Below are 25,754 nucleotides of genomic sequence, written 5' to 3' on the forward strand. Positions count from 1 at the left end.
AGAGGAACCTATGAGGATATTGATTACAGCCCCATATAACGAACAAGGACGGGAAAGGCTATCTGCCGCTTATGGCGAGGTAGTGTATAAGCCGTGGAAGGATAATGGAAGAGCGTTTAACGAAGACGAGTTAGTGAAGTTATTACAGGATACAAAAGCGGACGCTTTGATCACCGAGCATGATCATGTTACTGCTAAAGTTATAAATATATATCCCAATCTGCAGTTTATCGGCGTTTGCAGAGGCACTCCGTCTAATGTGGATCTTGACGCGGCAAAAGAAAAAGGAATTCCGGTTTTGCACACCCCCGCAAGAAACGCACAGGCAGTTGCGGAGATGTTTATCGCAAATGTCATCAACCTGATGCGTAACACTATTCCAAGCACCGAGTGGCTTACCGGAGAAAATTGGGGGGACGGCGCTCACACTTCTTATCTTCAATTCAAAGGAAACGAACTGGCAGGCAAAACTGTCGGGATGGTTGGATTCGGTGCGGTAGGGCAGCGTATTGCTGAAATGGTAAAATGTTTCCCATGTAAGATAAAATTTTACGATCCTTACCTGAAGAGTACAAATGCGGATTATATCAGGGCTTCACTTGAAGAGGTATTTTCAGACTGTGATATTGTGTCCATTCATCTGCCCGTCAACAAGGAGACAATTGGAATGATCGATAAAAGTCTGATATCCAAAATGAAACCTGATGCTATTTTTGTTAACACAGCCCGGGCGATCGTTGTCAACCATGATGATCTGCTTTTTGCCCTGGTAAACAATAAGATCCGTGGAGCAGTCCTTGACGTATTCAATTCAGAACCGCCTGACGCGTCAGATTACGAGTTGATACGTCTTCCGAATGTTCTGGCGACTCCTCATACGGCTGGCGCAACTCATGAAGTTGAAGACCATCATGTGAACATTATGAACGACAGGATCATGCAATGGTCAGTAGCCAGGAATGGGATGAAACAGAAGATTAGTGTTTAAAAAGAATCAGGAACCAAGAACCCAGAGCCAAGGCGCAAGCTGTCATTGCGAGAGCAGCGCGGCAAAAAGACAAATAATAATGAGTTTAGAGAAAGCATATATTGTAATTGATATCGGAACAGGAAACGTTCGCGTTGCAGTTTCATCCACTGATGGAGATATACTCGGAATTCAGCGGGAAAATATCCAGTATCACAAGGACGAACAATATCCAGAGGCGCTCTATTTTGATCCTGCGCAGCTTTGGGATCAGATCAGCAGGCTTGCCCGGGTTGCACTAAAAGAGGCGGGAAACATAAATGTTATAGCCTTAACGGCGACAAGCCAGCGTGAGGGCATAGTCCTGGTCGACAATAATGGAAACTCGCAGATCGGCCTCCCGAATATCGATCACCGGGGACGGGAATGGGAAAACATTATTAAAGACAAGAGTTATGTGTACAGCCTGACCGGGCGTTATCCTTCCTCTCTTTTTTCCGCCATGAAGATCGTTGGTATCCGGGAACGGCGCCCAGATGTATGGCAGGACTTTTCTACATTCATGAGCATCAGCGATTGGGTGGAGTATATGCTGAGCAAAGTGATCCATTATGAACACTCACAGGCTTCGGAAACCCTTCTTTATGACGTTGAGGCCAAGACATGGTCTAAAGATCTTTGTGCGGTTTTCAATATAGATCCTCAGATATTGCCGGAACTTACAGCATCGGGAACTATTCTTGGTGTAATATCCGGTGAGCAGGCAAAGAACTTTGGTATTTCTCCCGACGCTCAGATCATCGTGGGCGGCGCAGATACGCAGTTAGCAATCATCAGCACACAGCCCGAGGTTAATGATGTAGTTATCGTTTCGGGTACAACGACCCCAATTATTAAACTAACAGATTCTTATATAACCGATAAAAAGGAACGCACGTGGACAAGCCGGCACGTAGATGAGAACAGCTTCATGTTCGAAGCCAATGCCGGTGTAACCGGATTGAACTACCAGCGCTTGAAGGAGATCTTTTATCCGAATGAAGAATATCAGGTCATCGAAAAGGAACTGTCGGAAATTGAAACCTTCCAATGTGTCGCTTCACTTGGGTCGCTGCTTGCTGATGAAAAATCACCCCTTACCAAAGGCGGTTTTGTATTCGATGCCCCGGTATCACACCAGCTGACACGCGGAAGCTTTGTTTGGGCAACCTTGTGGGATATTGCCTGCAGCATCTTCGAAAATTATAAAAGCTTGTGCGACGTTACCAAACATGAACAGGATTATATCTGGGCATGTGGTGGCGGAGTAGAAAGCGATACCCTGCGACAGTTTATCGCAAACCTTCTGAATAAAAAGATCCGGATCAGGAACTCGTATCGCCAGTCATCCGTGATAGGAGGAGTGGTGATCTGCAATACTGCTTTAGGAAAGAAGCAAATGGAAGCTGTTACATTGGAGGAAGTAGTCCCGCAGCAAGTACTGCATTATACCTCGTTATACAACGATTGGAAAAAGACACGCTCATCGTTCAAGGAGATATTCAGTTGATGGGGGCATATTTTATTGGGATTGATATAGGGACGCAGGGTGCAAGGATAGTTCTTCTGGATTATTCTGGTGGGATAGTTCAATCTGAGGAGAATGTTTTTCCTCTCGATGACAGCTCCCGCGAAGAGCAATCGCCGGAGTTTTGGTGGGATATATGCGTTAAGTCATTGATCAGCCTGGTTTCGAAAAGCAGAGATCTAATAGACATTAATGAAATAAAAGCAATTGCAGTCACCTCAACTTCCGGAACTGTAATTCCTCTGGATAGGAATAACAAGCCGCTTCACAATGCGATCATGTACAGCGACCAGCGTTCTGGTGCGCAGGCTAAAACAGCTACTGAAGCCGCCCGGAAATATCATAGTAACGGTTATACCAGTTTCAACTTCTCAAGCGGCCTGGCCAAAATGCTTTGGTTTGGGGATACATTCCCTGACAAGGCCGTTAGGATTGCACGATGGGTCCATGCGGCCGATTACATCACCGGGATGTTAAGCAATCGCTGGGGTGTTACTGATTATACCAATGCCTTTAAATCAGGGTTTGATGTGAGTAGCTATAAATGGCCGGCTTATTTATATGAAGAGCTCCCATTAAAACAGGAATGGCTGCCTGAGGTTTTGCCCTCCGGAACTATTATCGGATCGATTTCGGCAGGCACGTCAAAAGAAACAGGCCTTCCCGAAAGCATACAAGTTGCTGTAGGAATTACTGATGGGTGTGCTTCACAGATCGCTTCCGGGGCTATTAACCCCGGCGACTGGAATACTACAATCGGGACAACCATGGTAATAAAAGGGGTGACGGAAAAAGAAGTGATCGATCCGTATGGCCGGATCTATAGCCATCGCCACCCGGCTGGTTACTGGATGCCCGGTGGTGCCAGCAATACCGGAGCTGATTGGGTTAGTACTGACTTTGGCGATAATCTCGCAGAGCTTACCCTACAGGCGTCCAGATTAATTCCCTCTGATAATATATCTTTCCCCTTACGTCAGCAAGGCGAACGGTTCCCAATTGTTTGTCCGGAGGCCAGGGGGTTTGAACCTGCGGGACTTTCAGAAGCCGAACGGTTTACTGCCAATATGGAGGGAGTAGCATATCTTGAGAGATATGCCTATGAGCTTATTGAGCACTTGTCAAATGAGAAGGTCAATGCTGTCTATACTGCAGGCGGCGGTAGCAATAGCGATGTTTGGCTTACCATACGGGCGAACGTTATGAATAAGCCGGTTTACAAGATGAAATATGTTTCCGGTGCAGTAGGTGCTGCTATTCTGGCTGCGTCAAATACATCGTATAGCGGCCTGGCTGATGCTGTAAAAGAATTAACGACAATCGATAAGGAAGTACGACCGGAGAATAACTTAGCGCGGAAGTACAATGATAACTACCTTAGATTCCTGGACATCATGAAACAAAAGGGGTATATAAAGGAGGAATTTGATGCTTAAAGTTTATCTGCTGCGTCATGGAGAGACGCAGTACAATGCAGACGGCAACCGTTATTGCGGCCGGACGGATATTAATCTCACCGAAAAAGGTTTAAAGCAAGCTGAGACAGTTCACAAACAGTTAAAGGGGCTCGATATGGATGCCATATATTCATCTCCGCTTCAGCGAGCTAAGATCACGGCACAAGTAGCTTCCGGCAGTGACGATGTTCAAACTGATGAGCGGCTCATAGAAGTCGACTTTGGGGCATGGGAAGGAAAAACAAAAGAAGAGTTTATAGCAGAGGATTTAAAAATATGGGAATCATGGATGCTTGACCCCGCCAATTCCCGCGCCGGCCGAACGGGTGAACGTGCTGATGATGTTGTGAAGAGGGTAGATGCTTTTTATAAGGACATGTACGAAAAGCACCCTTCAGGAACTATTATGGTCGTTGGCCACAACGGCATTAACCGCTTGTATATGGCGTATAAATTAGGAATGCCGTTAAAGTATTATCGCAGAATAGTCCAGGAGAACTCATCGCTTACGCTTTTTAGCCTGGATGAACAGGGTGAATTTTCGCTGATGAAACTCAATGCAATTGTGTAGAACAATCAAATGAATCTTATGAAAACTGTTTTGAAGTTAATTGTCTGCGGCCTGGTTTTGATTTCCCCAGTCAGCCTGTCATCTCAGACGAAAACGTTAAATATTCTCAAAATTAAAAACAGTAAACAGTTAATCGATTATTTTAGATATACAGGCAACGATCTCCCGATCATAAGCGGACATCGTGGCGGGACTACCAAAGGATACCCGGAAAACTGCATCCCAACGCTGGAGAACACGCTGAAATATACACCCGCTTTTTTTGAAATTGATCCCCGACTTACGAAAGATGGTTGTGTTGTGCTGATGCATGATGCAACACTTGAGCGTACTACAAACGGAACCGGAAAAGTTTCAGACTATACCTACGCCGAATTACAGAAATTTCGGTTGAAAGACCCCGAGGGCAATGTAACACCCTATCCAATTCCCCTTCTTACGGATGTGATCAAATGGAGCAAAGGTAAAGCGGTACTGAACCTCGATCATAAGGATGTGCCGCTGGAAATGACTGAAAAGATAATCAATGAAGTAGGAAATGAGGTGATCATGCTCACGATTCATAGTCCCGAACAAGCCAAGTTTTATCTGAAAAATAATCCTGAAGCAATGTTCTCAGCACATATTCTCACAAGAAAAGCTTTTGATAACTATGAAAAGGCGGGGATTCCATGGACTAATATGATAGCCTATATAGGCCCGAAGAATAAGCCTGAAAATAAAGAGCTGCTTGATTTGCTGCATTCCCGCGGCGTTATGTGTATGATATCCGCTGCGCCTTCTTATGAGAAGCTTACTGAAGCTAATGAGCGTGCCGTAAATTACCGTGATACGTTCAGGCAGGGAGCTGATATTCTGGAATCTGATCTTCCTGTAGAAGTAGGAATGGCTATCAAAACCTTAAGCACTAAGAAAAGCCCTAAGCAAAAATATCACGCGGTCTTAAAAACGAAATAGCTAATGGAATAAGTCTACCACAAGAACTCATTATAAAATTGAAGACATGTATAGAATCCGTAATATAATTGCGCATTGTGGATATATGTCTAAAGATGAACTGCAAATGGTAAAATCCCATTTTCAGGAACGATACGAAAACTATTCGACCTGATTGGCTATGCTACTTTCTTCTTTATCAGCCTTAGATTGACGAAACATTTATTTTGTTCCCCCAAGCACCTGCATCGGGTTTACCCCTGCCGACTGTCCCCGGGCAGTTCCTCTGCCTATACCCTGCTTAAACAATTGAAACCTTGTTGGTTCCGGAATTCTTCCCCAATAATTATTCGTTTCATCAATATCGGCTGTTTCTTTCAAAGGGTCTAATTTGATTGAAGCAACCTCCTTTTCATGGATATAAAATTTAGAGGCATTTTTCTCATTTAACCTCCAGATTTGAGCCGGGGTCCTGTCTGTTTGTTTATTGCCATCCTTAAATGTAAATTCAACGATGATTGGCATTACTAAACCACCTTTATTACTGAATGAAAGCTCATATAAGAATTTTCCACCATGCTCTGCCTTCTCGGCGGCTGTAAGTTCTCCCGATGCCACAGATCGTGGTATCTGTGACTGCTCTGCACTCATTTTTCTGTAAGCCACAGTATCAGCCTTTACTTCCTCCTTGCTTAATACATTGGGTAATACACTGGCCCTTTTAATCCGGTCAACTAAATCCGGGTCGATACGGTTCTGGGTCTGTGTCTTAAAAATAATTTAATAGCATTCACCACCTGATTTTGATAGGATGCAGATAGCCCATTTTTTAAGAGGTAATTATTAGTGAAGAGGATCACATCCTCATTACTGATCTCGGAAATGGATTTTTCTTTGTGGAAGATCAGAAATACCGTCAATGCGTTAATATAATTACATCCATGGTAAAATGAACTATTTACCTATTTACTCTTCAACTTCTTCTGAAGCTGATTCAATTTCTCCTTTCTTTCTTCAGCATCTTTCACTTTTTCTTTAGCCGCAGCTTCTGCCTGTGCCGTTGCCAATTGTTCTGCTTCTAATCTCTCTGTAAGCTTTTTCATTGCATCCGGGTAATGATGGTACGCTGTATCAGCCCAGTAAGCAACATTAGCGTATTGTTGTCTGATCATCCGAAACTTAACAGAATTCTCATTCATACGTCCGTTATCGTTCCACATACTTATAGCTACACCAACTGAAATTGCACTAACTAAAACAAGAATGATTGCCCCAATAAAGAGTCCTTTAGATTTATCCTGGAAATGATGATGATGGCGAATCTGGATAATCTCTGGTATTCCGCCAATCAACTCTTCGAGGATTGCAATTTGTTGCTGAATTTTTCCAACCGGGTAAGTATGATTCACCCGCACCAGTTCATTTTTAATGGTTTCAAGCTGACTGGTATAATCCGGAATATGAATTTCAGGAACCTCAATCTTCTTTGTTTCTAATTCCTGTATTTTGGTTACTACCGTCTGAACCACTTCCTCCAGTTCTTCCAACCGCTCTTCATTGTTATTTTCCATAATGATTATCTTTAAGAGATATGGTGCGTCTTTTTCTTTCGTTTCAGAAAATGGGAATCAACAGCTTCCTCGTATGAAGAAGATTGTACCAGGTCGGATATGATATTTATGGTTTGACTAGTAGGATTATGCTCCGCGGTTTCTTCTGCATGTGTTTCTATCTTCTGCTTCCCAGCTTTTTCCTGATGGTGATTTAGCTCAATCTGTAGGTTAAGCTTGCTATAACTTAAATTACGGTCAATCTCTGAACCCTTAAACTTTGAATCTCCTTTACAGAAAGAAATTCCCTGTATTTCCGTTGTTCCGCTTCTATACTTGTATTGCAGTCCAATACCTTGTTGCTTCAGTAGGCTTTCAAATTCTTTCCAGTTTTTGGACTGCATTACTGTTCCTTTGATAATATCGTATAATTCGTATTTAGTCTTATCTGCTCCGGTAAGCTGCTGCCTGTTTACGTGTGCTTTTCCCTTAGCCATATAATAGCCGTGCTTTAGAGTAAGCTGTTTACATACTTCCACGTTTCGCTTCCGCTGATACTGGTCGGAAATGGTTTTTGCGTCATTATTTACCCGGTTATAGACAATATGGATATGCGGATGTTCACGGTCGTGATGCTGAACCACCAGGCATTGGGTGTCGGTAATTTTCATTTTATACAGGTATTCTTGTGCATGCTCTGTCATGATAGCAGGAGTTAGTTTGTCTTTATCCTTGGCGCTCCAGCTCAAAACGATATGCCCGACGGCTTGTCCAAGTTCCGAGTTCATTTTTCGCTGCATATTAAAGTCATCAATAATATGTCCTATGCTGTCTGTTCTGATCCCGTTTGCATATAGGATTGTTGCCTGCTCACGCTCAAGGTTATAGCGAATACATCCTCCAAAATTTTTCCCGATTTTAACTTTTCCGATCATCGCTATTCAGGCATTTTAGGGTATCGTCAATTTCGGTAAGGATTTCCCTACATCGCTTTTGCACAGAAAGCAATCCTTCTCTATGAGCCAGATGAGTAATTTGGTTCAGGTTATTCGCCATCCCAGCAAGCATTCGGAGAATGCGAAGGTCTTCAGGAGAAAGTCTGGAAATAACTTTTGCTCGTTTAGCTGCCTGCCGGAACCACTCGCTGAGCCGCATACCGGCTTCCTTTGCTTTTTGCTTAATAAGAAAATGCTCGGTACTGGTAAGCCTTACCCTAATGTCATTACTTCGTTTCACCTTTTTTAATGGCCTGCCGCCTTTATGTTTCTTCTGATTTTCTTCCGCTACTTCCATAATCAATTTTCAAAGTCTTTCCTCCTTTTGCGACCATCGGGAGCAAAAGGCAAGATGTTTCCGGCTGCCGCCGGAAGAGTTTTTGTGGAACAAAAACACAAACTTGCTCCCTACTCAGATGCCAAGTCCACGCACTTGTTTTAATGAGGGTTCCACTGTGGCTGGTTTTAAAATTTGATCCTTTCTCAGGAATTCCAGGTATTCATTTACATCCTTATAGTCCTTGTAGAATCCGGTGCTGTCAATTGCCTTGATTCCGGAAGCGGCCAGTTTTTGAGCCGCTACCATGCCGGGATTATCGTGATCTAAAAAAAGAAATACCTCTTTATATATCTGAAGAATTTCATGGCTTTTATTCAGCAAAGCGAGAGAGTTCAGGATTAGAAAATCGGAAGTTTTATCAGCCTGAAATTTGAGCTCCAATAGAGATAAGAAATCCATAAACCCTTCCAGAAGGTAAACCGCATCTGACCCGTTATTGATGTAAGTAATATCTTTAGGAAAGGATGCACCTTTGAACCAAGGATTGCGCAACTCATAACCGCCCGAACGATTTTCAAAACCAATGGCCCAATAGAATTTATCATCAATACTGAATAGAACTTCTTTACAGTAAGGCCTTGCGGTTTCCAGGCTAATTCCTCTTTTATTTAAATAGCTGAATAAGGTTCCTGCATCTTTCAGTGGTTCCACTCTGCAGACTTTTATTCTATGATTGGCAAGGACGGTTTCAGAACTTGCAAGCATCTTCCCGGTTTTAATCTGCTGATGATGATCAATCTTCAGGGGTTTTGCTTGTGAAAACAAAAAGAGGTCGTTAATCATCTGGATGGCATCGCTTAGTTCGCTTGTTCTGTACAGACGTAGGGCCAGATCAATTAATTTACCTCCCTCCCCAATGCCATGGTCGTACCAGCGGTTAATTGCAGAATTTACTTTAAAGGACGGGCTTTGTTCCTGTTCTCTTATGGGAGAGATATACCAGGCATCTTCCCCTTTCTGATGAATTGGCCGGATACCTAACTTCTCTAAAAACTCCGTTATCTGGATACCCTCATTGATTTGCTGAATATTCATAGTTTTTTCCTTTCATAAGTAAATGGCGAATCGTTTTTCGAAACGGAATGACTGTAATGAAAAGAAATGAGGGAAAAGACATCCCCATTCCTCTTCATACATTTTAAACTACTTTCTTCTGCGGGTAATCATCATCAATTGAGCTTCCTCACGCAATTCGGTAATTGTTTTCTTGCGGCCAGATTTTATCCAGTCAGCCAGTTCAGCCTTATAAAAGTACAGGCGCTTACCCTGCTTGTTCACCGGGATTTCTTTGCGACATACCTTACCGTACAGTGTGGCTACGGAGAGATTAAGGAATTCAGCAGCTTTGGTAATATTGAACAGTTCCTCATTATCCTGGTGGCCTATGCCTTCCAATAAGAGTTGTTCAATGTGGCTGATTTTTTCGTGTAATAAACTTACAGCTTGGGGGAGTTGGTCAAATGTTAGTGTTTCCATAGCACAATAATTTTGTTTACTGTGCAATGTTAGCGGCTTACTTTACTAGGTTACAAGTGGGTACACCTTGTAACCCCACTAATACCTACTTATTTTCTTGTTTTTTTATTTCTTATCAGCGGAACAACTGAAAGATTACCGTCTTTTTTTATTACATCCAGTATTGGTGACTGGCACTGACGACTTTCGTATGAGATAATGCCGTTCAGATATCTGGCAGTAAATGGCCGGACATTATTTTTATACTGATACTGGAAGATTTCGGTAATCCATTTTTCCAGTTGTCTTTTTGAGCAACCGGTAATTAAGTTAGATTCAATAAGCTGTTTAAAAGCGTCAGCCAGTTGATTTCCATTCCCATTGAATAACAATTTACGAGAGGGATTTACCCGGTTCGTTATAACTTCTTTTAAAGCATCCCTGTCTTCCGGCATAAAGAAATCCAGTAAAACATTTAGTATCTCGTTTTGAAGTGCAATCGAGAATAAGGGTATGGAATTAACTGTTTTGGATTCTTCAGCAGTATCTATGCTATCCTCCTCAGGTGCTTCATATACCACAATCAGACTTTCCATTTCTTCAATCAATTCAGATAAGACTTCTTCCCTCCATTGAACAGAATCGCTTAAATCATTAAAAAAATCAAAATTAATATGATACTTATTATCCTCCCTATGATTATTGACAAAGAATAGCTGGTCAAGCATTAAGCTCCTATAATACTCTTCAAAACTATCAAGCGACTGGTCTTCAACAACATGCCTATCCCAGAAAATTGAAAATTTTGCTTGTAGTAAATAAAGCTTTTTTAAAAGTGACAACAGTTGTCTACCCTGAAGTATTGAAATATCAAAAACAGCTTTCTGTTTCAGCACTTCTAACTCCCGTCCTAAAGATTCATTTTCAAACGGATTTTCTCTTGCAAGGCTGTATAATGTGGTATTTGTTCCTGTACTTTCTCCGGAACTTTGAACAGAAATGTTCTCAAGATTTAAAGTTTGCAGGCGAATTATTAGTTCTTTAAAATGTTGCATCGACGAAATAGTTAATATTAACAACTTTATTCCATATTTTCAATTGCTTCAATAAAATCCAGTTTAACGATCTCCCAATGTTTACCCCTTTGACATATAGGTTCAAAATCATCATCTGCATTTGTAAAATCGGCAAAGCAAGAAAGAATACTATTTTCATTATGTCCGATGATATAAGATCTGCCCATTCCCGGCAGTACCGAAAATGAAGCGTCTATATATGGGAACTGTAGCGTAAGAAAATGGTCGATAGTCTCAAAATTGATTGTTCCGTATGTTGCGTCAGTAAATAAGTCTATATCCACAGATATTCTATGTCCTAATTGCAGGCTAAGAGAGGTGCCACCAACCAGCCTAAAAGGCATAAATTCATCTGCCTTCATCAGAACATGAAGACTTCTCAATAATATTGGGTCTACGGTTTGCCAATGCAGCACACGATTTCATAATAAGAATATTATTTAATGAAAGGTTTGGTCACCCTCTTTGGACAGTATTTCAGCTATTGTTTGCTTTCCGTAAAAGCGTGTTATTTCTTCCTTTTCAAGCTGGTTACCTCTTTCGAAGATCCTTTTAATAACCGGCCTTTTCTGATTTTCCCAATCAATTTTGTCTATGGGTGTATCCCAAAAAATAACCCGTCTAATTTTAGACAAATCAGGATGCCTGTTGATTTGCTGTTTATGCTTCTCTTCCTTAATATCATAAAATACCTGTAAGGTCATGAAAAAACCTTCTTCCAGCCCCAATGCCTCTTCTGCTTTTATTGAAAGCGGAATATTCATTCCTCTTTTACCATTGGTAATGGCACTTAAAGTTTGAGGATATACACCTAATGATAATGCAAACCGCCCTTTTGATAATTTTCTTTTTTTTAGCTCCCTATCAAGGATAACCCCCGGATGTATTCCTTTTATTGATGATATATTATTCATGGCTAAATTAAAATACAAATATAAACAATTTTGTTTACACAATGTTGGTACTATTAGAACATGTTACTCTCTTCAAAGGATAACGTGCACAGCAGTTCAGTTCAAAGATTATCGGAGAAGAAATGGATCATGTAGCATCTGCTTGAAAAAAGCAATGCTTTTGACACTCCTGAAACTGCCAAACTCAAAATTCTTACTGACGAGGATCTCCCCCGGTCTTTGCAAATCAAAAAATGATAAGTAATGTCAAAATAGGAAGAGTCGGATCATCAGACTGGTACAAGCATGAAAATTTGGTTTGAGTATGCCTTTGGTTAACAAGGCTCAAGTTAGCCCTTCACAAACTCTGGAAAAATTAAGCCAGCAAGAGTCCTAAAAGATGGGGAGATGCTAATATGGATATATACCAATGAATTAAAAAGATTAAGTATATTAGCATTAAACGCAATTTACACTTTTAAATATCTGCTATGTCTAATTTTGAAACACCGGATCAACTTAGAAACATTTATATACATAAAGCAAATAAAGACTATGCGATTGCAATTACAAGCAAAAGTCCTGCAAATGAAATTGAGTATCAGTGTTTAATTAGCAATAATGGTTTTGAGGGAACACCAAGTTTGACAGGCATCTTTTCAACAGAGTTAATGCCTAAGCCGATAGGGAGTATTTACGCTGCTGCGGTTAATTTAAGCAATTACTTACGGAAAAATGGGTATAAAGAATGTAATACAATAATTCAAACAAAAAATGGGGTAAAACCTCGATAATTAAACCATTCAAACCTAGTCAATTCAAACTAATAATCTTCGGAAGTTATGGTAAATTAAAGACTGTACTTCGGTAATATCTTTATTAAGTAGCTTCGCCATAGTCTTTATTGTAAATTCTAAAGAATGCAATCTTGATTTAACCCTTTCGTCGAATGTAAAAGGCGCATCGGTTTCCGTAAGCAGTTTCTCAGCGGGTATGAGTTTTAGCATTTCTATACCTTTGGGAGATTGCAGCATCTTATGGTTGAAAGAAAAATAGAATCCCATATTTACCGCTTTGACAAGAGATACCTTATCACCTGTGTACCAATGTAAAATGGTGCTATTTGACGTTTGCCATAGATATTTATCAATTAAATCAATGGTTTCACCTGCGGCATTTCTGCTATGAACAGTTAAAATCTTTTTGTCAGTTTTAGCGATGCTGTTTAGTAAGGAATTGAACGTTTTCCATTGAAGATCGTAGAAGTTTCTGAACCTTGATGATCCGTCCAAACCAATCTCTCCAATATATCTTGTTAAATTTAAATCTTTTTCAAATTGTTCAACCTGATTAGAAAATTGACCAGTTAGTTCTGGATGTAGCCCTATCCCAACCCTTATATTTTTTGCTTTTCGAAATAAAGCAGTGTTTGCTTTGTAAAAACTCGGTGCATTAGTTACAGTTATCGTTTTTATAGGTTGGTTATCTTCGTGAATAGCCTGTTGTTGAATGTTTTTAAAAAGGTCTAAATGGCAGTGTGTGTCGATATAAAAATTAGTAATCATTTAAGTTTTACTGGAGTTATTAGTTTATCCACCTCTTGTAAAGATCGTTTATATACATCGATATATCCATCAACATTTTCTCCAAGTGCCCCGGTGGTGCGGATGGCTGCAGTAAGGAACTTTGGATTTTTCTTGACTTTTGCAATCATGTATTTAAATGCCAACACATCAGCTCCGTCAGCTTTGCTTGCATCTAGCCCTTTCGCATCAAAAATGTCATCCCTGTAAGGGAAGATGTCTTGTTCGCCACTAGCGTTAAAAGCTGCTCGACGAATAATGCATGGTACACATCGTCCACAATGTGAATTCTTTCCTACACCATCGTATCGTCCAGAAGGGTGGCTACATGACATAGTTTCGGTATTGACAACTAGCGTCTTGTTTTTGCAGTCAATTAACATTTCGCCCTTTGTTTTAAACTGATAAGGATTTTTAATTTTTACCCCAAAACCTAAGGCATCAAACAAATTTTGCATTAGGTCAAAGTAAAAAGGGTGTGTTGTTCTGGTACTGTGTGAACCTACTCTCAAGGGCGTTAATGGAATATTCAAACTGATCATTCCGTTTTCAGGAACAATTAATTTAGATGTCGTCCCTAAAGACGATGCGCAAATGCCGCCCAGTGTTAAAAATAAGAAAGATCTGCCCCGTTCCGTGTTTTCACCCTCACCCTCAATAAATAAAGGTTTATCGAGCGCGTATATCTTTGGTATTGAAATATGTGTTGATACTTGAACTGGTTTTAGGTTAGGATAGGCAACTTCTAACGCCTTACCACAGCTTCCCTGAAACTCTGAAACATCTCTGCTTTTATAATGCCCAACCAAAAGAGGCCTAGTTCCGTTTTCTAATAAATCAATTGCACCGATGAAACTATCCATTCCTCCAGAGAAAAGACAAACAGTATCTGTTGTGTAACCCATCCCATATCGCTGTAATCTCCCTTTTGGTGAGAGTAAAAAGCCTATCCCACTTCTATCCCTAAAATGTATTGTCCAAACATCCCCAGTAAGGAATTTAAAGATATTTTGTAAATTATCCTTTTGTCCATTCCATTTGGCAACATCACTTACAGGAATATATAAGTCTATAATCCTAGTCCAGCCATCTTCACTATATCTTTTTCGTTTGACCAGCGTATCTGCTCCAAACATTGTACAAGCGATAACCAGTAAATCCATCGCTAGCTCAGATGGCTCTAATTTATTGATTTTTAGATGACGTATAAACCCATGCATACTAACATCGTATCGATTTTCATGATGTCTAAATGGTAAGTTAGCATGTTCTATATAAGCTCCTTCAGGTAGCTTAACACCTTTATCTTCTTGGCCTACTAGGGCAACTAAGGCAACTTTTCCCATAATTTTAATTATTAACCCCGGCTAATGCATCGAAGGCGATCCTGTAAATGTTTTCTATTTTTTGTTCAAGATTTTCCTTGTCTCCTATCTGTGTAGCAATGATTTCCGGCATGATTTCAGTTCTTACCAGACCATGTATGATTTGATAAGTGTTGTCTTCTATTTCAAGTAATGCGTCTACATCACTGGTGAGTTCTGTCATTCCATTCCCAATGTCGCAGATGACTCTTTGCGCGATGGTCTCTTCAATAAATATGGCCAGCATTACTTGGATTTGTTCATTTGTCAGGTTGTTTAAGTCAAGGTCATCTATTTCACAAATTCTGGTAACCGTATTTGCATATGCTTGCCTAGTAATGCTATCATCCTGTGTATTATCAAAAGCATCGGTGTGATCCTTAAATATCTCATCGCTTAGTGCAGAAAGAACATCCAGTGCGGGCCGTTGTAAATAAGAACTTAAATGAAAGGTGGTTAATGCAGCATCTAGACCAGAGACTTTTACGGTATTAATTGCATTATAAAAATTAACTACTCGTGCTGCGGAAGGTTGCATTCTCCTTGCCAACACCCTAGTATTCCCGCTGGCACTTTTGCTGTAACCCCTAACTGCATCTTTAAAAGCCTGACTGTCCTGTCCTTTGCTTCTCACAAATTTGTTGAAATCCCGCCTTGGTTGTTGGTATCGGTTGCTATTGGGAGGTGGTGTATTGGGTGGCAGTGGCTGAGGCTCGGGCTTGCCCGGATTCTTATCGGGCTCAGGTTTTTCCGGAGGGTCTTGAGGGGGTGACGGCGGTTGTGGGTCTGGAGGCCCTAGGCTCGGTATCCAAGAAGGGATTAGTGGGTTGGAGCCACCTGCTCCACTCCCTGATGATGATGTTCCCATATCTATTTTCGTTTTGTTAAAGTTGCTGTTGCCATGCTCTTTAAGATTTTGTTTCCCTCCTGGCTTGACCAACTCATTAGCAATTTTTTGAATTCCTGTTGAGCCTCTGTTGTTTTTAAGCCTCCAAGATTGCTTGGTGCCCAAGGCCCCAGAGAATCTGATGGAAACGACGCCATTAGATTTACCGCCTTTATTTCAAGATCGGTAAAAGTTTCGATTAGTTTAAATATCCCTTTTACTGATTTTGGGAGCTGCTTCAAATCTTGGGAGCTCCTACTTTCTACTTCTAATATCTCGTAAATGAGAAATGCGTCGCTATCATTGAGTTCTGATAATGGTTTAGATAGTGACGCTAAGGCAATGTCAGAACCACTATTTAATTGATCCAGTATTTGTTTCAGTCTAGGGGATAGCTCATCGTTTAATTGTAATCCAATTGCCTTTTCTTTTGAAATAAACACGTATGGTCTAAGATCGATAGTTGCTAGTGGCGGATCAATCTGCACCCATTCATGTAACTTCTCCGAGAATTCTGGTTTCTCTAACTTTTGCTCAGTTTTCTTATCATCCTTTTTTGGTGCTTTCTCAATAAGATTGCCCTCAATAGCTTTTATTGTTGACGATATTCCTTGATCAGAACTTACAATTTCTGCAACAATCCTTTCAAACGTTTCGCTTTGAAAACGTTCCAGTAACATCAGCTTGGCTAAAATATTCAATTGAATGGTATCTTGGAGACCGTAAATACGTGATATTCGCATTCTGAGGAAAAGTGTATTTAAAAATCTCTTTATGTTCCTTGGGTTTCCCTTCAAGCCGATAGATAGTGTCGGGCTTAGTTGATCTGCAATCAATAAAGTCTTCTTTAGGTCGTCAGTTTCAGAACCGAGGGCATCTTTTATAACCTCATATGTCAAGGGGAAATTATCGTATGGTGTTTTGCGTTTGCCTATAAAACCTTTATATATCTTCTGAAGTTCGGCATAGTCATTCTTTAGATGGAACTGGAGCAAAAGGAATTTAATATAGTTTCCTGTTTGAAGCTGGTTTAGTAGCGGTATTCGAATAGGTATTTGAATGAGTTTTTCCAAGTAGTTTTTGGTGTACTCGGAATAGCTTGCAGGTAAATTGGGGAAGTGTTCTCTTACTGCATATTCGATCATTTTTTCATCGGCAGAAATAATGAAAGTGGTACCTTCTACAAACAGAAATAGCCGAATTGCTTCTAAAATTTCTATAACTGATTTAGGAAGGCATCTATCAAGATCATCAACCAAGACAACAATCTGATTAGCTTTAGAAGTCTTAATAAGTTCCATAAATTCAGTCCTGAAAGCATGAATCTGACCCGAAACGGTTTCTTGCTCTACGTCTTTTAAAAAGCTCTCATCATCTGTATTAAAAGTCGCCGTTCCATCTCCCTCGTCACCAGGAGAAAGGAGTTTGTTACCTTTTTTGACAACATTCATTAGCCCCCCAATTACCGGAACTCCAGTTATGCCTGTAAATAATGCGTTAGCCGACACCTTGGCAACTTTAAGCCAATTAACACGTGCAATTAATGATTTCGCAAGTTTTTGTATTTTTTTATGACCTGGTTGTAATCTCGCAAGATCTGAAACAATGGTCTCCATGAGTGCTGTTTTGGCATCTTCATAACCCTGAAAGAGCCAGCCGTTAAAGAGAATTGTGTGAGCGTTAAGAATATTTTCTTTGTTCTGATCCTTAATCTCTTTTTGTAGCAAGGAAAGAACTGAAGATTTACCTACTCCCCAATCACCATATATTCCGATGGTTAATGGTCTGAGATGGTTATCACCTACAATTTCCAGTACGGTTTGTGCTATTTTTTCGTGATCTAAAAGATCTATATCAGTTTCTTTATCGTTCCACATTTTAAAGAGGTTGGTTAAGGCTATTCATGCAGGCAGGTTCTAAATTGAGATGAAGTTGATATTGGTTTATAAAATCAGATGAGAGCGTAATCGGTCATGAACAATAATGGTTGAGAGTTATCATGCTAATATAGAATAAATTAGTTATCCGTCTAGTTCGAAGCTTGCAAACTGAAATGTATACGGTTTGCTGAAATCTTTATTAATTTTCCTGATACATTTCCAGAAAATAATCAGTTTTACCTATCCGCAGTAGTGAGTCAATCTGGTTTGCTCATTGTTTTCCATGGCCTTATTCAATATCATTGCCGATGCGCCTATGCCCTGCAAGAACATTTCAAACCAATAAGAATTTAAATGAGCGCTCCTGATGTCCGCTGCGATGAGTTTCAAAGTGTCAATAGCAGAGAAAATTTTATCGGGCTTTGCCTCAATCTCTTTAACATCCAATACACGCCCAGAAAAATAAATAGAAGTTTATAACTTCCGATATCATAAACTCGAGACCAAAAATCCAATCTACCACATTGAACTACTAAAACGTGATGAAATGAATATCTTGATGATTTGACATTTCGAAGGGAACTGAGAGTTTAATCAAAGTTAAAAGCTTTCTCTTATCAACAAGGCTCAAGTTAGCCCTTCACAAGCTCTGCAAAAACTTAAGCAGTGAGGCAAGTGCATGTTTTATGCTCTTGGCCCGCGGAGTGAAATGGGGGTGAAGGAATGCAGCAGGGCGAAATGATGAACCGGCATTTTGCACATGGATGGAAAGTAGATCTAGAAAACTTAATTCCATTTTCGATACTTTTTTGTGCAAATTTTGTGCACATAAAAAACCCCCGCTTGTATAAGCGGGGTTAACTACTTGATTTACAAGCTCCCGAGACTGGGCTCGAACCAGTGACCCTCTGATTAACAGTCAGATGCTCTAACCAGCTGAGCTACTCGGGAATCTTTTCGATCAATTTCATGATCTCTGGTTTATCTCCCTACCTGCGCAGGGACTGCGCTTTCGGGAGTGCAATATTCGGGATTTTAAATTATTAATCCAATATTTGCATCAAATTTTTTTCAAATATATATGAGCCTTATAATAATTGGTACCGTTGCCTTCGATGCAATAGAAACTCCTTTCGGAAAAACAGATAAAATTGTAGGTGGCGCGGCTACCTATGCGAGCCTTGCGGCTTCGTACTTCTACAACAAGGTTAAGATCGTTGGTGTAGTAGGTGAAGACTTCCATGCGGGTGATATTAAGAGCTTTAACGATCACGGGATCGATACAGAAGGCCTGCAGATTAAAAAAGGTAAGAAGTCGTTCTTCTGGTCTGGAAAATATCATAACGATATGAACAGCCGTGATACGCTGGTTACTGAGCTGAATGTTTTAGGAGATTTCGATCCGATCATTCCGGACAGCTATCAGGATTGTGAATACCTGATGCTGGGAAACCTTACCCCGCAGGTCCAGCAAACTGTTATCAGCCGTCTTAAAAAACGTCCTAAGCTTATCGTCCTAGATACGATGAACTTCTGGATGGATATCGCTTTAGATGATCTTTTAGGAGTTATCAAAAATATTGATGTATTAACTATCAATGATGCGGAAGCACGTCAGCTTTCTGGAGAATACTCTTTAGTGAAAGCTGCAAAGAAGATCCTTAAAATGGGACCAAAGTACCTGATCATCAAAAAGGGTGAGCACGGAGCTTTATTATTCCATGAGGATATGATCTTCTCTGCACCGGCATTGCCACTGGCAGAAGTATTCGATCCAACAGGTGCAGGTGATACTTTCGCCGGAGGATTTATCGGATATCTTGCCCAGGTAGGTACAATCAATTTCGCAAGCATGAAAAATGCGATCATATACGGTTCAGCTTTAGCTTCCTTCTGTGTAGAGAAATTCGGAACTGAAAAGATCAAGGATCTTACGAAAGAGCAGATTTCAAAAAGAGTTCAGCAGTTTGTGAACCTGAGTAGTTTCGTGATAGAGAAATAGTGTTGAGTAGCAAGTAGTAGGTATCAAGTATCAAGACTGGAGGCCTAAGACTTCTTATTAATATTTAGGGGCCGTAAGTTTCGTAACTTAGGGCCTTTTTTAATGGGCTCTACAGGGATTCGTTGTTCCAGCTTGCTCCGCTGGCAGTCTTGCACATTGAACCACTTTGATTCCTTTACACTTGCACTAACCCATTATTTCAGAATTTAACATTAACTTCATATTCCTGCCTCACTGCTAACGCCAAATTGATAGTTTTGTATCCAAACCGATTAATTAACATTAAGTTAACATTAGTTATATGCATTTAATAAGGCTCTTATTCATTTTGTGTTTTTGTCTTTGTCAGGTTCAAACCTTATTTGCGCAGTCAGTAAAAGAACTGGAAATTGGCATGGAATGGCAACCGGTGCCGCAGTTTGAACTCGTTTGCCACTATACCATGTCGAGGCGCCGTTTTGAGGACTATGTGCTTCAGGATAATTCTCAGCGTGGGAGTTTGTTGAGGATTCAGGCGCAGGTAAACTTTTGAGAGGAATCTGCTGAACCTATTTTTAACCTTATGAAGACCTTTATTTCCTTAACAATGACGCAGCCTTCCAGACGATAAGGGAGGCTTTTCAGCGATTGAGGGACCTGTCGTTGAAAGAAGAATTTTAAGGCGGGAGCATCTTTCTATTTCTTTTTGTGTTCCCAGAAATCAGCGTTCTTTATTTCCAGGGCCCGGGAGTCAAAAACAGGTTCTTCTACTCCGGCCTTACGCTGCTTTTCATAATCTTTTAAGGCTTTAAGAGCAGGCTTACGAAGCAGGAAGATTGCTACAACATTAAGCCAGGCCATTATCCCTACTCCAATATCCCCAAGGGTCCAGGCGGCTTCTGCTGTTTTAATCGAACCATAAAATGTCGAAACCAGAAGGAGGAGCCTCAGTGCCCAAATAGCACCTTTACCGCCTTTTTCGTAGAGATAACTCAAATTGGTTTCTGCGATATAATAGTAAGCCATGATGGTAGTAAAGGCAAAGAATAGAAGTGAAACGGCAACAAATCCGGCTCCCAGCGTTGGAAAATGGGTATTCACCGCGTATTGAGTGTATTCTGCTCCGATCTTGGCCATAGGTATGTTTTCTACTATGAATCCCCCGTCCGGGTTAATAACATTGTACTGCCCCGTGCTTAAGATCATGAATGCAGTTGCGGTACAGACAAAGAGTGTGTCAACATATACCGAAAATGCCTGAACCATACCCTGGTTTACAGGGTGGCTTACCTCCGCTGCTGCCGCTGCATGGGGAGCAGTACCTTGTCCGGCTTCGTTGGAGTATATTCCTCTTTTAACACCCCATGCAATGGCTAGTCCGAAAACTCCACCAAAAGCTTGTTCAAGGCCGAATGCAGATCTGAAAATCAAGGAAATCATGGAAGGCACTTGTTCTATATTAAGGGCCATGATGATCAAAGCAACCAGTATATATGCTCCAGCCATAAACGGGACAACGATTTCAGCTACTTTTCCGATTCGCTTGACTCCGCCAAAAATGATTAAAGCCAGTAAAATAACAATGCCTGCACCAGTATAGGCTACTGGTACGTTAAACGCATTTTGCATGCTCAGTGCTATGCTATTACTCTGCACACCGGGTAATAAAAATGCGGTGCTTAAAATTGTAGCAACAGCAAATAATACAGCGTACCATTTAATTCCCAGGCCTTTTTCTATGTAAAAAGATGGCCCGCCGCGATATTGTCCGTCTTTAACTTCTTTATAGATCTGCCCAAGTGTAGCTTCTACGAATGCTGATGCGCTGCCTAAAAAGGCGATAAGCCACATCCAGAAAATTGCCCCTGGCCCACCCATCGCAATCGCAGTTGCTACACCTGCAATATTACCGGTTCCTATTCTTCCCGAAATCGCAATTGAAAATGCCTGAAACGAGCTTACTCCCTTCTCGGAAGCTTTGCCTGTAAACAAAAGCTGGATCATGTGTCTGAAAAACCTTACCTGAACAAAGCGGCTAACGATAGAAAAATATATTCCTGCCGCCATACATAAAACGATCAGTGCATTGCTCCATACCAGATCGTTGATATAACCAATTATGTTTTCCATATATCAAAGTTTTTGTGTCAGTTTTCTAATTATTCTCAATTTGCCCGCTGATAAAAGCCAGCTCTTCTACTGTAAGCTGCTTACCTGTTTTGTTTTGCCATCTTCCGTTCTCGAGCCTTTGTATTACAGATAAAAGGTCGCCGTCTTTGATTAAATGGAATTCAGAATGGTCTGTTTGATGTTCGGCGAACACATCGATCCGGTCACAACTATGAAAAGATTGTGGGCATGCAATTTCGAAAGAAGTCATTTTGAGTTGAGCGTTAATTCTCAATGATAGTGAATTTAACGATTCAGAGATAGCAGCTGCTAAGAAAAGTTTTGCACACTGGTTGGACAGATTAGCCCACCCCAGAGTGGTCACAAGTTCATCACAAATATGCGATCAGGGAGTTAATAGTTGCTTATCCGCAAATTCCTGAAATCCCCGCCTGACGTATTGCCTGTCCATAATGCAATACGACCTGTTTTATTCGAGCTTAATTGTGAAATTACCAGGGAAGGTGTTGAATTATTATTCACAAATACGCTGACAACAGGGTGTTTTACCTGTACTTTAATATGAAACCAGTTATCGGGGTCGGGAACGGGCTGGGAGGAATTCTCATATTTCCCCGGCCACTTTTCTCTCAAAACAAACCAGTCATTACCTGGTAATGAGATGTATTGAACGGAGTGGCCCTTTCTGTCGGGGTTATTAAAGTTAAATGGCCGGAAATATACCGCATCAAATGTTGAGTCATTTACGCCGTGGAATGCTATCCCTAAAAAGCTTCTGCCTTGCTGGTTCTTTCCTTTTATATCAAGTTCTATCTCTCCGTTTGTAAACTGCAGCTCATTGAGCCAGAGTAGGCCCATTCCGTTTTTGTCATCTAAATGAATAACCTGATCCTTTATAGAGATCTCCCGGTTTACGGGTGTCCAGGTACCAGCGTCTTTCGCTTTCGTCATATCAGGGCTGAACTGATTTTGCTGCGCGTAATTACTAAGGGGCATGAAGCAAGTAGCTATTAATAAACATATTAAATGTTTCATTTTGATCATTTAAGCCTTGGTTTAAGATAAATTCGGACGGTGACGAAGAAATAAAGTTAATAATCGCCGGCGATTAATTGGGGAATAAAGACAAAATCATCGGGAAGGTTTAATTTCGATCTTACAATGAACAAAAAAACCCCGCTGAGAGAGTGGGGCTTTCCATCATTAATAAAAACTATTAATTATCCGCCGTTCGAAACGTCGTCATTGCTAATACCTCTCTTATTTTTCTTTATAGCTTCTTTCAGCTTACCAAAGCGGTAGTTTAAACTAGTGCTGATTCCGCGGAAATACTGCTGGTTATTATTTGTTTGGGTGAAATCAGGACCGAATGATTCAACACGATTGGTTCTGTACTTCGTAAAAGGATTGTTGATCGATGCGGAGAACGACAGCTTATCTTTCACGATGTCTTTATTGGCGCTTAAAGAAACGGCAACATATGGGTTTGAAGTACCCTGGATTGACAGGCTTGGACCATTCAGATAGGCATTCCCGCTAAGGCGCCAGCCTTTCTCTAACCGGTACGTGCTTGATGCTGAACCACCGTACATCAGTCCGCTGTTCCTGATCTCTGCACCATTGACCAGCCCGCGCACTTGTCCGTGTATCAAACGGCCGTTAGCGCTTACTGACCATACTTTAGTAACCGGATAATTGACATTGAAATCTGCTCCGTAAGCGAGGGCCTTTCCGGTGTTTCCAAAGCTGCTCCGGGTTATATTAGTGGCAGGATCGAATGCAGACGTCGGCATGATCATAGTTTTGATCCAGTTTACGCGGAACGATGCATTAAAGGATATCTTTTTAGATTTATTGTAGTTGATTCTGAAATCATTACCCACAGATGGGCGCAGATTAGGATTGCCGGCTGATTCAAAGCTTGGATTTGAGCGGTCAACAAATGGGTTAAGCTGATAGATTCCGGGGCGCTGGATCCGGCGAGAATACGCTACGTTAAGACTGCTTTTGTCTTTGAACGACCGGTTTATGTTTATAGATGGGGTAATATTGAAATAATCCTGCTTTACGGACGATCCGGTTGAGATAAAATCCGCATCTATAATGGTCTCTTCAATTCTGACACCAGCTTTAAAGCCCCAGTTCTTTAAGTTATACTGGTAACTGTTGTAGGCGCCAAATACATTCTGGATATTGCCGAAAGTATTAGTACGGCTCGGGTCCAGTTCGAACAATGAGTTGGTCGAATTGAATGAACGGTATTGGAAATCACTGTTATTCTCTCTTAATATTCCTTTTACACCCGCCTCAATATTCAGCTTCTTTACAGGATGCACATAGTCGATCTGGAAGGTTTGCTCAGAAGCTTTGCTTTCATTGAACTGCCTGTAGTCGGGCGTTGCATAGTTCAGGCGGTTTGAAACACCAAGGTTTGATCTTTGCTCATTGTTGAAGCCGAAATAGCGATAGGAGAAGGTCAACAGCCTTGCCTTATTGCTTTTAAATCCTAACTGGTAATTCAATGCGCCATCTAAACCCTGGCCGTGTCCATTATTAACATTTGCCAGATCATAGGTTTGCATAAGGCCGCCTGAATTGTTTAGTAGTGAGTTCTGACTGCTCAAACCATCCGAGTTATTTCCATTAATATTAAACTGTCCGGATATCAGGTTCAGGCTGTCAATCTCATAGCTCAGTTCAGTTCCGAAATAGCCGCTTTGATCATCAGATTCTCTTCCATTGTTCTGATTAAGGTTCGTTGATGAGTTTCCGCTGGTTGTGCGTATGATGGAAGTTCTGGTTGCAGGCGAATGGGATGTGTTTGCTCCGCCAAATCCTGACATACCGAATTTCCCTTGCTTAAATGCGAATGATCCACCTACGCCCGGGCCGCCAACCGGGAACTTGTGGCTCGCATTTAAAGAAGCATTATACCCGTTATCTACTTTTTTGTTGGTCACGATATTGATAATTCCGGCAATTCCTTCGGCATCATATTTTGCAGGTGGATTTGTGATCACTTCGATGCTTTGGATAGTGGATGCCGGCATACCTTTCAGAATGTTCTTTGCATCGCGCTCCATCATGCTTGACGGCTTACCGTTGATCAATATTTTATATCCGGCCTGTCCCTTTAACAGGATGTTATCCTCGGCATCTACCGATATCAGGGGCACCTTGCGCATCATATCGAGTACGCTATTGCTTTTGCTTTCCGGATCAGCCTGCAGATCATAGGAGATCTTGTCAACTTCCTGTTTGATAATTGGTTTATCAGCCAGGACAACGACGGCTGCCAGCTGGTTTACTTTTGGGGCTATTAGGATTGTACCAAGATCCGCTGCAGGTTTTGTATTATCTGTAAGATCGACAGCCACCACTTTTGGAACATATTCCACACTGATAATAGTAACCGTGTATTTTCCTGCAGCAAGCTTTTCGAAGGTGAATTTGCCATCTTCTTTGGTGGCTAAGGTCCTTATGACCTGTTTCGCAGTATTCTTTAAGCTTACTGTGATGTAATCCGCAGGCTTATTGCTTGCGGAATCACTGACAATTCCTTTCACAGAATATGCAGCGGGCGTTTGCTGGGCGAAGGCCGGCAGCAGAGCAAAGCTTAGAAGTATAATAAGCATAGATTTTAGTTTCATATCATTTAGTGTTAAGCTTATGGTAAAAAAATGCGACTCTTTTGTACTGGGTCAATACAAAGATATATACTTTGACTAATACTATGCAATACATAGTATTGTTATTTTACACATTATTTTTTATTCTGTTGTAAATCAGTGCTTTAAATTTGTTGTCTTGTGCCTGATTCTTAGTAATTCAATCCTTCAGGCAGGCCAAAATTCATGTGACCTATCTAACCAAGAAGTAAAAACAAGATTTAAACTGCTTTACATGTGAGACTATGATCGGCTAGTTTAAGTTACGGATAACGGCATATTTAATTTGAATAAGTATCAGAGACAACTCCATAAAGATCAATTATCTGGAAGATGAGGTGAATCCGGAATCTAAGACAGGTGACAGTTGAGATTTTGGTTGGCAATTGACAATAGAAAGTCACTAGTGTCCGGTAAAAACTTAAAAGTCGACAAAACATGTTCTTATGCTTTCC

At 40.9% G+C, this 25,754-nt stretch carries 24 protein-coding genes and 1 tRNA gene; 7 read left to right on the forward strand and 18 right to left on the reverse strand.

The window, feature by feature from the left end; translation table 11 throughout:
- Nucleotides 1-10: 10 nt before the first annotated feature.
- From WKF69_RS04655 to WKF69_RS04675, 5 genes are all read left to right on the forward strand, one after another.
- Nucleotides 11-988, forward strand: coding sequence for a 2-hydroxyacid dehydrogenase (locus WKF69_RS04655; protein ID WP_340379900.1), 978 nt, complete (start codon nt 11-13; stop codon nt 986-988).
- Between the two features lie 79 nt (nt 989-1,067).
- Complete coding sequence (locus tag WKF69_RS04660; RefSeq protein ID WP_340379902.1) at nt 1,068-2,516, forward strand: FGGY family carbohydrate kinase; 1,449 nt, start codon at nt 1,068-1,070, stop codon at nt 2,514-2,516.
- Complete coding sequence (locus WKF69_RS04665) at nt 2,474-3,970, forward strand: FGGY-family carbohydrate kinase (protein ID WP_340379904.1); 1,497 nt, start codon at nt 2,474-2,476, stop codon at nt 3,968-3,970. The genes WKF69_RS04660 and WKF69_RS04665 overlap by 43 nt, the downstream gene beginning before the upstream one ends.
- A complete protein-coding gene (locus WKF69_RS04670) occupies nt 3,963-4,562 on the forward strand; it encodes a histidine phosphatase family protein (protein WP_340379906.1) in 600 nt (199 codons plus the stop codon). Before WKF69_RS04665 ends, WKF69_RS04670 begins: the two co-directional genes overlap by 8 nt.
- 18 nt (nt 4,563-4,580) lie before the next feature.
- Complete coding sequence (locus WKF69_RS04675; RefSeq protein ID WP_340379908.1) at nt 4,581-5,519, forward strand: glycerophosphodiester phosphodiesterase family protein; 939 nt, start codon at nt 4,581-4,583, stop codon at nt 5,517-5,519.
- Between the two features lie 201 nt (nt 5,520-5,720).
- On the opposite strand, the gene WKF69_RS04680 is transcribed toward WKF69_RS04675, so the two are convergent.
- From WKF69_RS04680 to WKF69_RS04720, 9 genes are all read right to left on the reverse strand, one after another.
- Nucleotides 5,721-6,164: a hypothetical protein gene (locus tag WKF69_RS04680; RefSeq protein ID WP_340379910.1), complete on the reverse strand. Its 444-nt coding sequence runs from the start codon at nt 6,162-6,164 to the stop codon at nt 5,721-5,723.
- Nucleotides 6,165-6,460: 296 nt separating this feature from the next.
- On the reverse strand, nt 6,461-7,069 hold the full coding sequence (locus WKF69_RS04685) for a hypothetical protein (protein WP_340379912.1): 609 nt from the start codon (nt 7,067-7,069) through the stop codon (nt 6,461-6,463).
- Nucleotides 7,070-7,080: 11 nt separating this feature from the next.
- Nucleotides 7,081-7,983, reverse strand: a complete 903-nt coding sequence (locus WKF69_RS04690; protein WP_340379914.1) for a relaxase/mobilization nuclease domain-containing protein — start codon at nt 7,981-7,983, stop codon at nt 7,081-7,083.
- Nucleotides 7,967-8,341 (reverse strand): MobC family plasmid mobilization relaxosome protein, encoded by a 375-nt coding sequence (locus tag WKF69_RS04695; RefSeq protein WP_340379916.1) that lies wholly within the window; start codon nt 8,339-8,341, stop codon nt 7,967-7,969. The genes WKF69_RS04690 and WKF69_RS04695 overlap by 17 nt, the downstream gene beginning before the upstream one ends.
- Nucleotides 8,342-8,455: 114 nt before the next feature.
- Nucleotides 8,456-9,418, reverse strand: coding sequence for a toprim domain-containing protein (locus tag WKF69_RS04700; protein WP_340379918.1), 963 nt, complete (start codon nt 9,416-9,418; stop codon nt 8,456-8,458).
- 108 nt (nt 9,419-9,526) lie between these two features.
- Complete coding sequence (locus WKF69_RS04705; RefSeq protein ID WP_340379919.1) at nt 9,527-9,859, reverse strand: helix-turn-helix domain-containing protein; 333 nt, start codon at nt 9,857-9,859, stop codon at nt 9,527-9,529.
- Between the two features lie 89 nt (nt 9,860-9,948).
- Nucleotides 9,949-10,893 (reverse strand): hypothetical protein, encoded by a 945-nt coding sequence (locus WKF69_RS04710; protein ID WP_340379921.1) that lies wholly within the window; start codon nt 10,891-10,893, stop codon nt 9,949-9,951.
- Nucleotides 10,894-10,919: 26 nt separating this feature from the next.
- On the reverse strand, nt 10,920-11,297 hold the full coding sequence (locus WKF69_RS04715; RefSeq protein ID WP_340379922.1) for a nucleotidyl transferase AbiEii/AbiGii toxin family protein: 378 nt from the start codon (nt 11,295-11,297) through the stop codon (nt 10,920-10,922).
- A gap of 57 nt (nt 11,298-11,354) precedes the next feature.
- A complete protein-coding gene (locus WKF69_RS04720; protein ID WP_340379924.1) occupies nt 11,355-11,828 on the reverse strand; it encodes a plasmid maintenance system antidote protein in 474 nt (157 codons plus the stop codon).
- 470 nt (nt 11,829-12,298) lie between these two features.
- On the opposite strand from WKF69_RS04720, the gene WKF69_RS04725 reads away from it, so the two are divergent.
- Nucleotides 12,299-12,601: a hypothetical protein gene (locus WKF69_RS04725; RefSeq protein WP_340379926.1), complete on the forward strand. Its 303-nt coding sequence runs from the start codon at nt 12,299-12,301 to the stop codon at nt 12,599-12,601.
- Nucleotides 12,602-12,625: 24 nt separating this feature from the next.
- On the opposite strand, the gene qatD is transcribed toward WKF69_RS04725, so the two are convergent.
- The 5 genes from qatD to WKF69_RS04750 form a co-directional block, all read right to left on the reverse strand.
- A complete protein-coding gene (qatD, locus tag WKF69_RS04730; protein ID WP_340379928.1) occupies nt 12,626-13,372 on the reverse strand; it encodes a Qat anti-phage system TatD family nuclease QatD in 747 nt (248 codons plus the stop codon).
- Nucleotides 13,369-14,736, reverse strand: a complete 1,368-nt coding sequence (gene qatC / locus WKF69_RS04735) for a Qat anti-phage system QueC-like protein QatC (protein ID WP_340379930.1) — start codon at nt 14,734-14,736, stop codon at nt 13,369-13,371. The genes qatD and qatC overlap by 4 nt, the downstream gene beginning before the upstream one ends.
- A 4-nt stretch (nt 14,737-14,740) precedes the next feature.
- Nucleotides 14,741-15,622 (reverse strand): Qat anti-phage system associated protein QatB, encoded by an 882-nt coding sequence (gene qatB / locus WKF69_RS04740; RefSeq protein WP_340379932.1) that lies wholly within the window; start codon nt 15,620-15,622, stop codon nt 14,741-14,743.
- 2 nt (nt 15,623-15,624) lie between these two features.
- Nucleotides 15,625-17,517: a Qat anti-phage system ATPase QatA gene (gene qatA / locus WKF69_RS04745; RefSeq protein WP_340379934.1), complete on the reverse strand. Its 1,893-nt coding sequence runs from the start codon at nt 17,515-17,517 to the stop codon at nt 15,625-15,627.
- Nucleotides 17,518-18,397: 880 nt separating this feature from the next.
- Nucleotides 18,398-18,471, reverse strand: a tRNA-Asn gene (locus WKF69_RS04750).
- 130 nt (nt 18,472-18,601) lie between these two features.
- Here WKF69_RS04750 and WKF69_RS04755 point away from each other — a divergent pair.
- Nucleotides 18,602-19,522, forward strand: a complete 921-nt coding sequence (locus tag WKF69_RS04755; RefSeq protein ID WP_340379936.1) for a PfkB family carbohydrate kinase — start codon at nt 18,602-18,604, stop codon at nt 19,520-19,522.
- Nucleotides 19,523-20,197: 675 nt separating this feature from the next.
- On the opposite strand, the gene WKF69_RS04760 is transcribed toward WKF69_RS04755, so the two are convergent.
- From WKF69_RS04760 to WKF69_RS04775, 4 genes are all read right to left on the reverse strand, one after another.
- A complete protein-coding gene (locus WKF69_RS04760; RefSeq protein WP_340379938.1) occupies nt 20,198-21,631 on the reverse strand; it encodes an alanine/glycine:cation symporter family protein in 1,434 nt (477 codons plus the stop codon).
- A 25-nt stretch (nt 21,632-21,656) separates the two neighbouring features.
- Nucleotides 21,657-21,881 (reverse strand): hypothetical protein, encoded by a 225-nt coding sequence (locus WKF69_RS04765; RefSeq protein WP_340379940.1) that lies wholly within the window; start codon nt 21,879-21,881, stop codon nt 21,657-21,659.
- A gap of 143 nt (nt 21,882-22,024) precedes the next feature.
- The gene (locus WKF69_RS04770) at nt 22,025-22,666 is read right to left on the reverse strand and encodes a family 16 glycoside hydrolase (protein WP_340379942.1); all 642 of its coding nucleotides are present in this window, start codon (nt 22,664-22,666) and stop codon (nt 22,025-22,027) included.
- 185 nt (nt 22,667-22,851) lie between these two features.
- Nucleotides 22,852-25,281: a DUF2012 domain-containing protein gene (locus WKF69_RS04775; RefSeq protein ID WP_340379944.1), complete on the reverse strand. Its 2,430-nt coding sequence runs from the start codon at nt 25,279-25,281 to the stop codon at nt 22,852-22,854.
- Nucleotides 25,282-25,754: the final 473 nt, after the last annotated feature.

The organism is Daejeonella sp. (genome assembly GCF_037719425.1).
GTDB lineage: Bacteria > Bacteroidota > Bacteroidia > Sphingobacteriales > Sphingobacteriaceae > Daejeonella.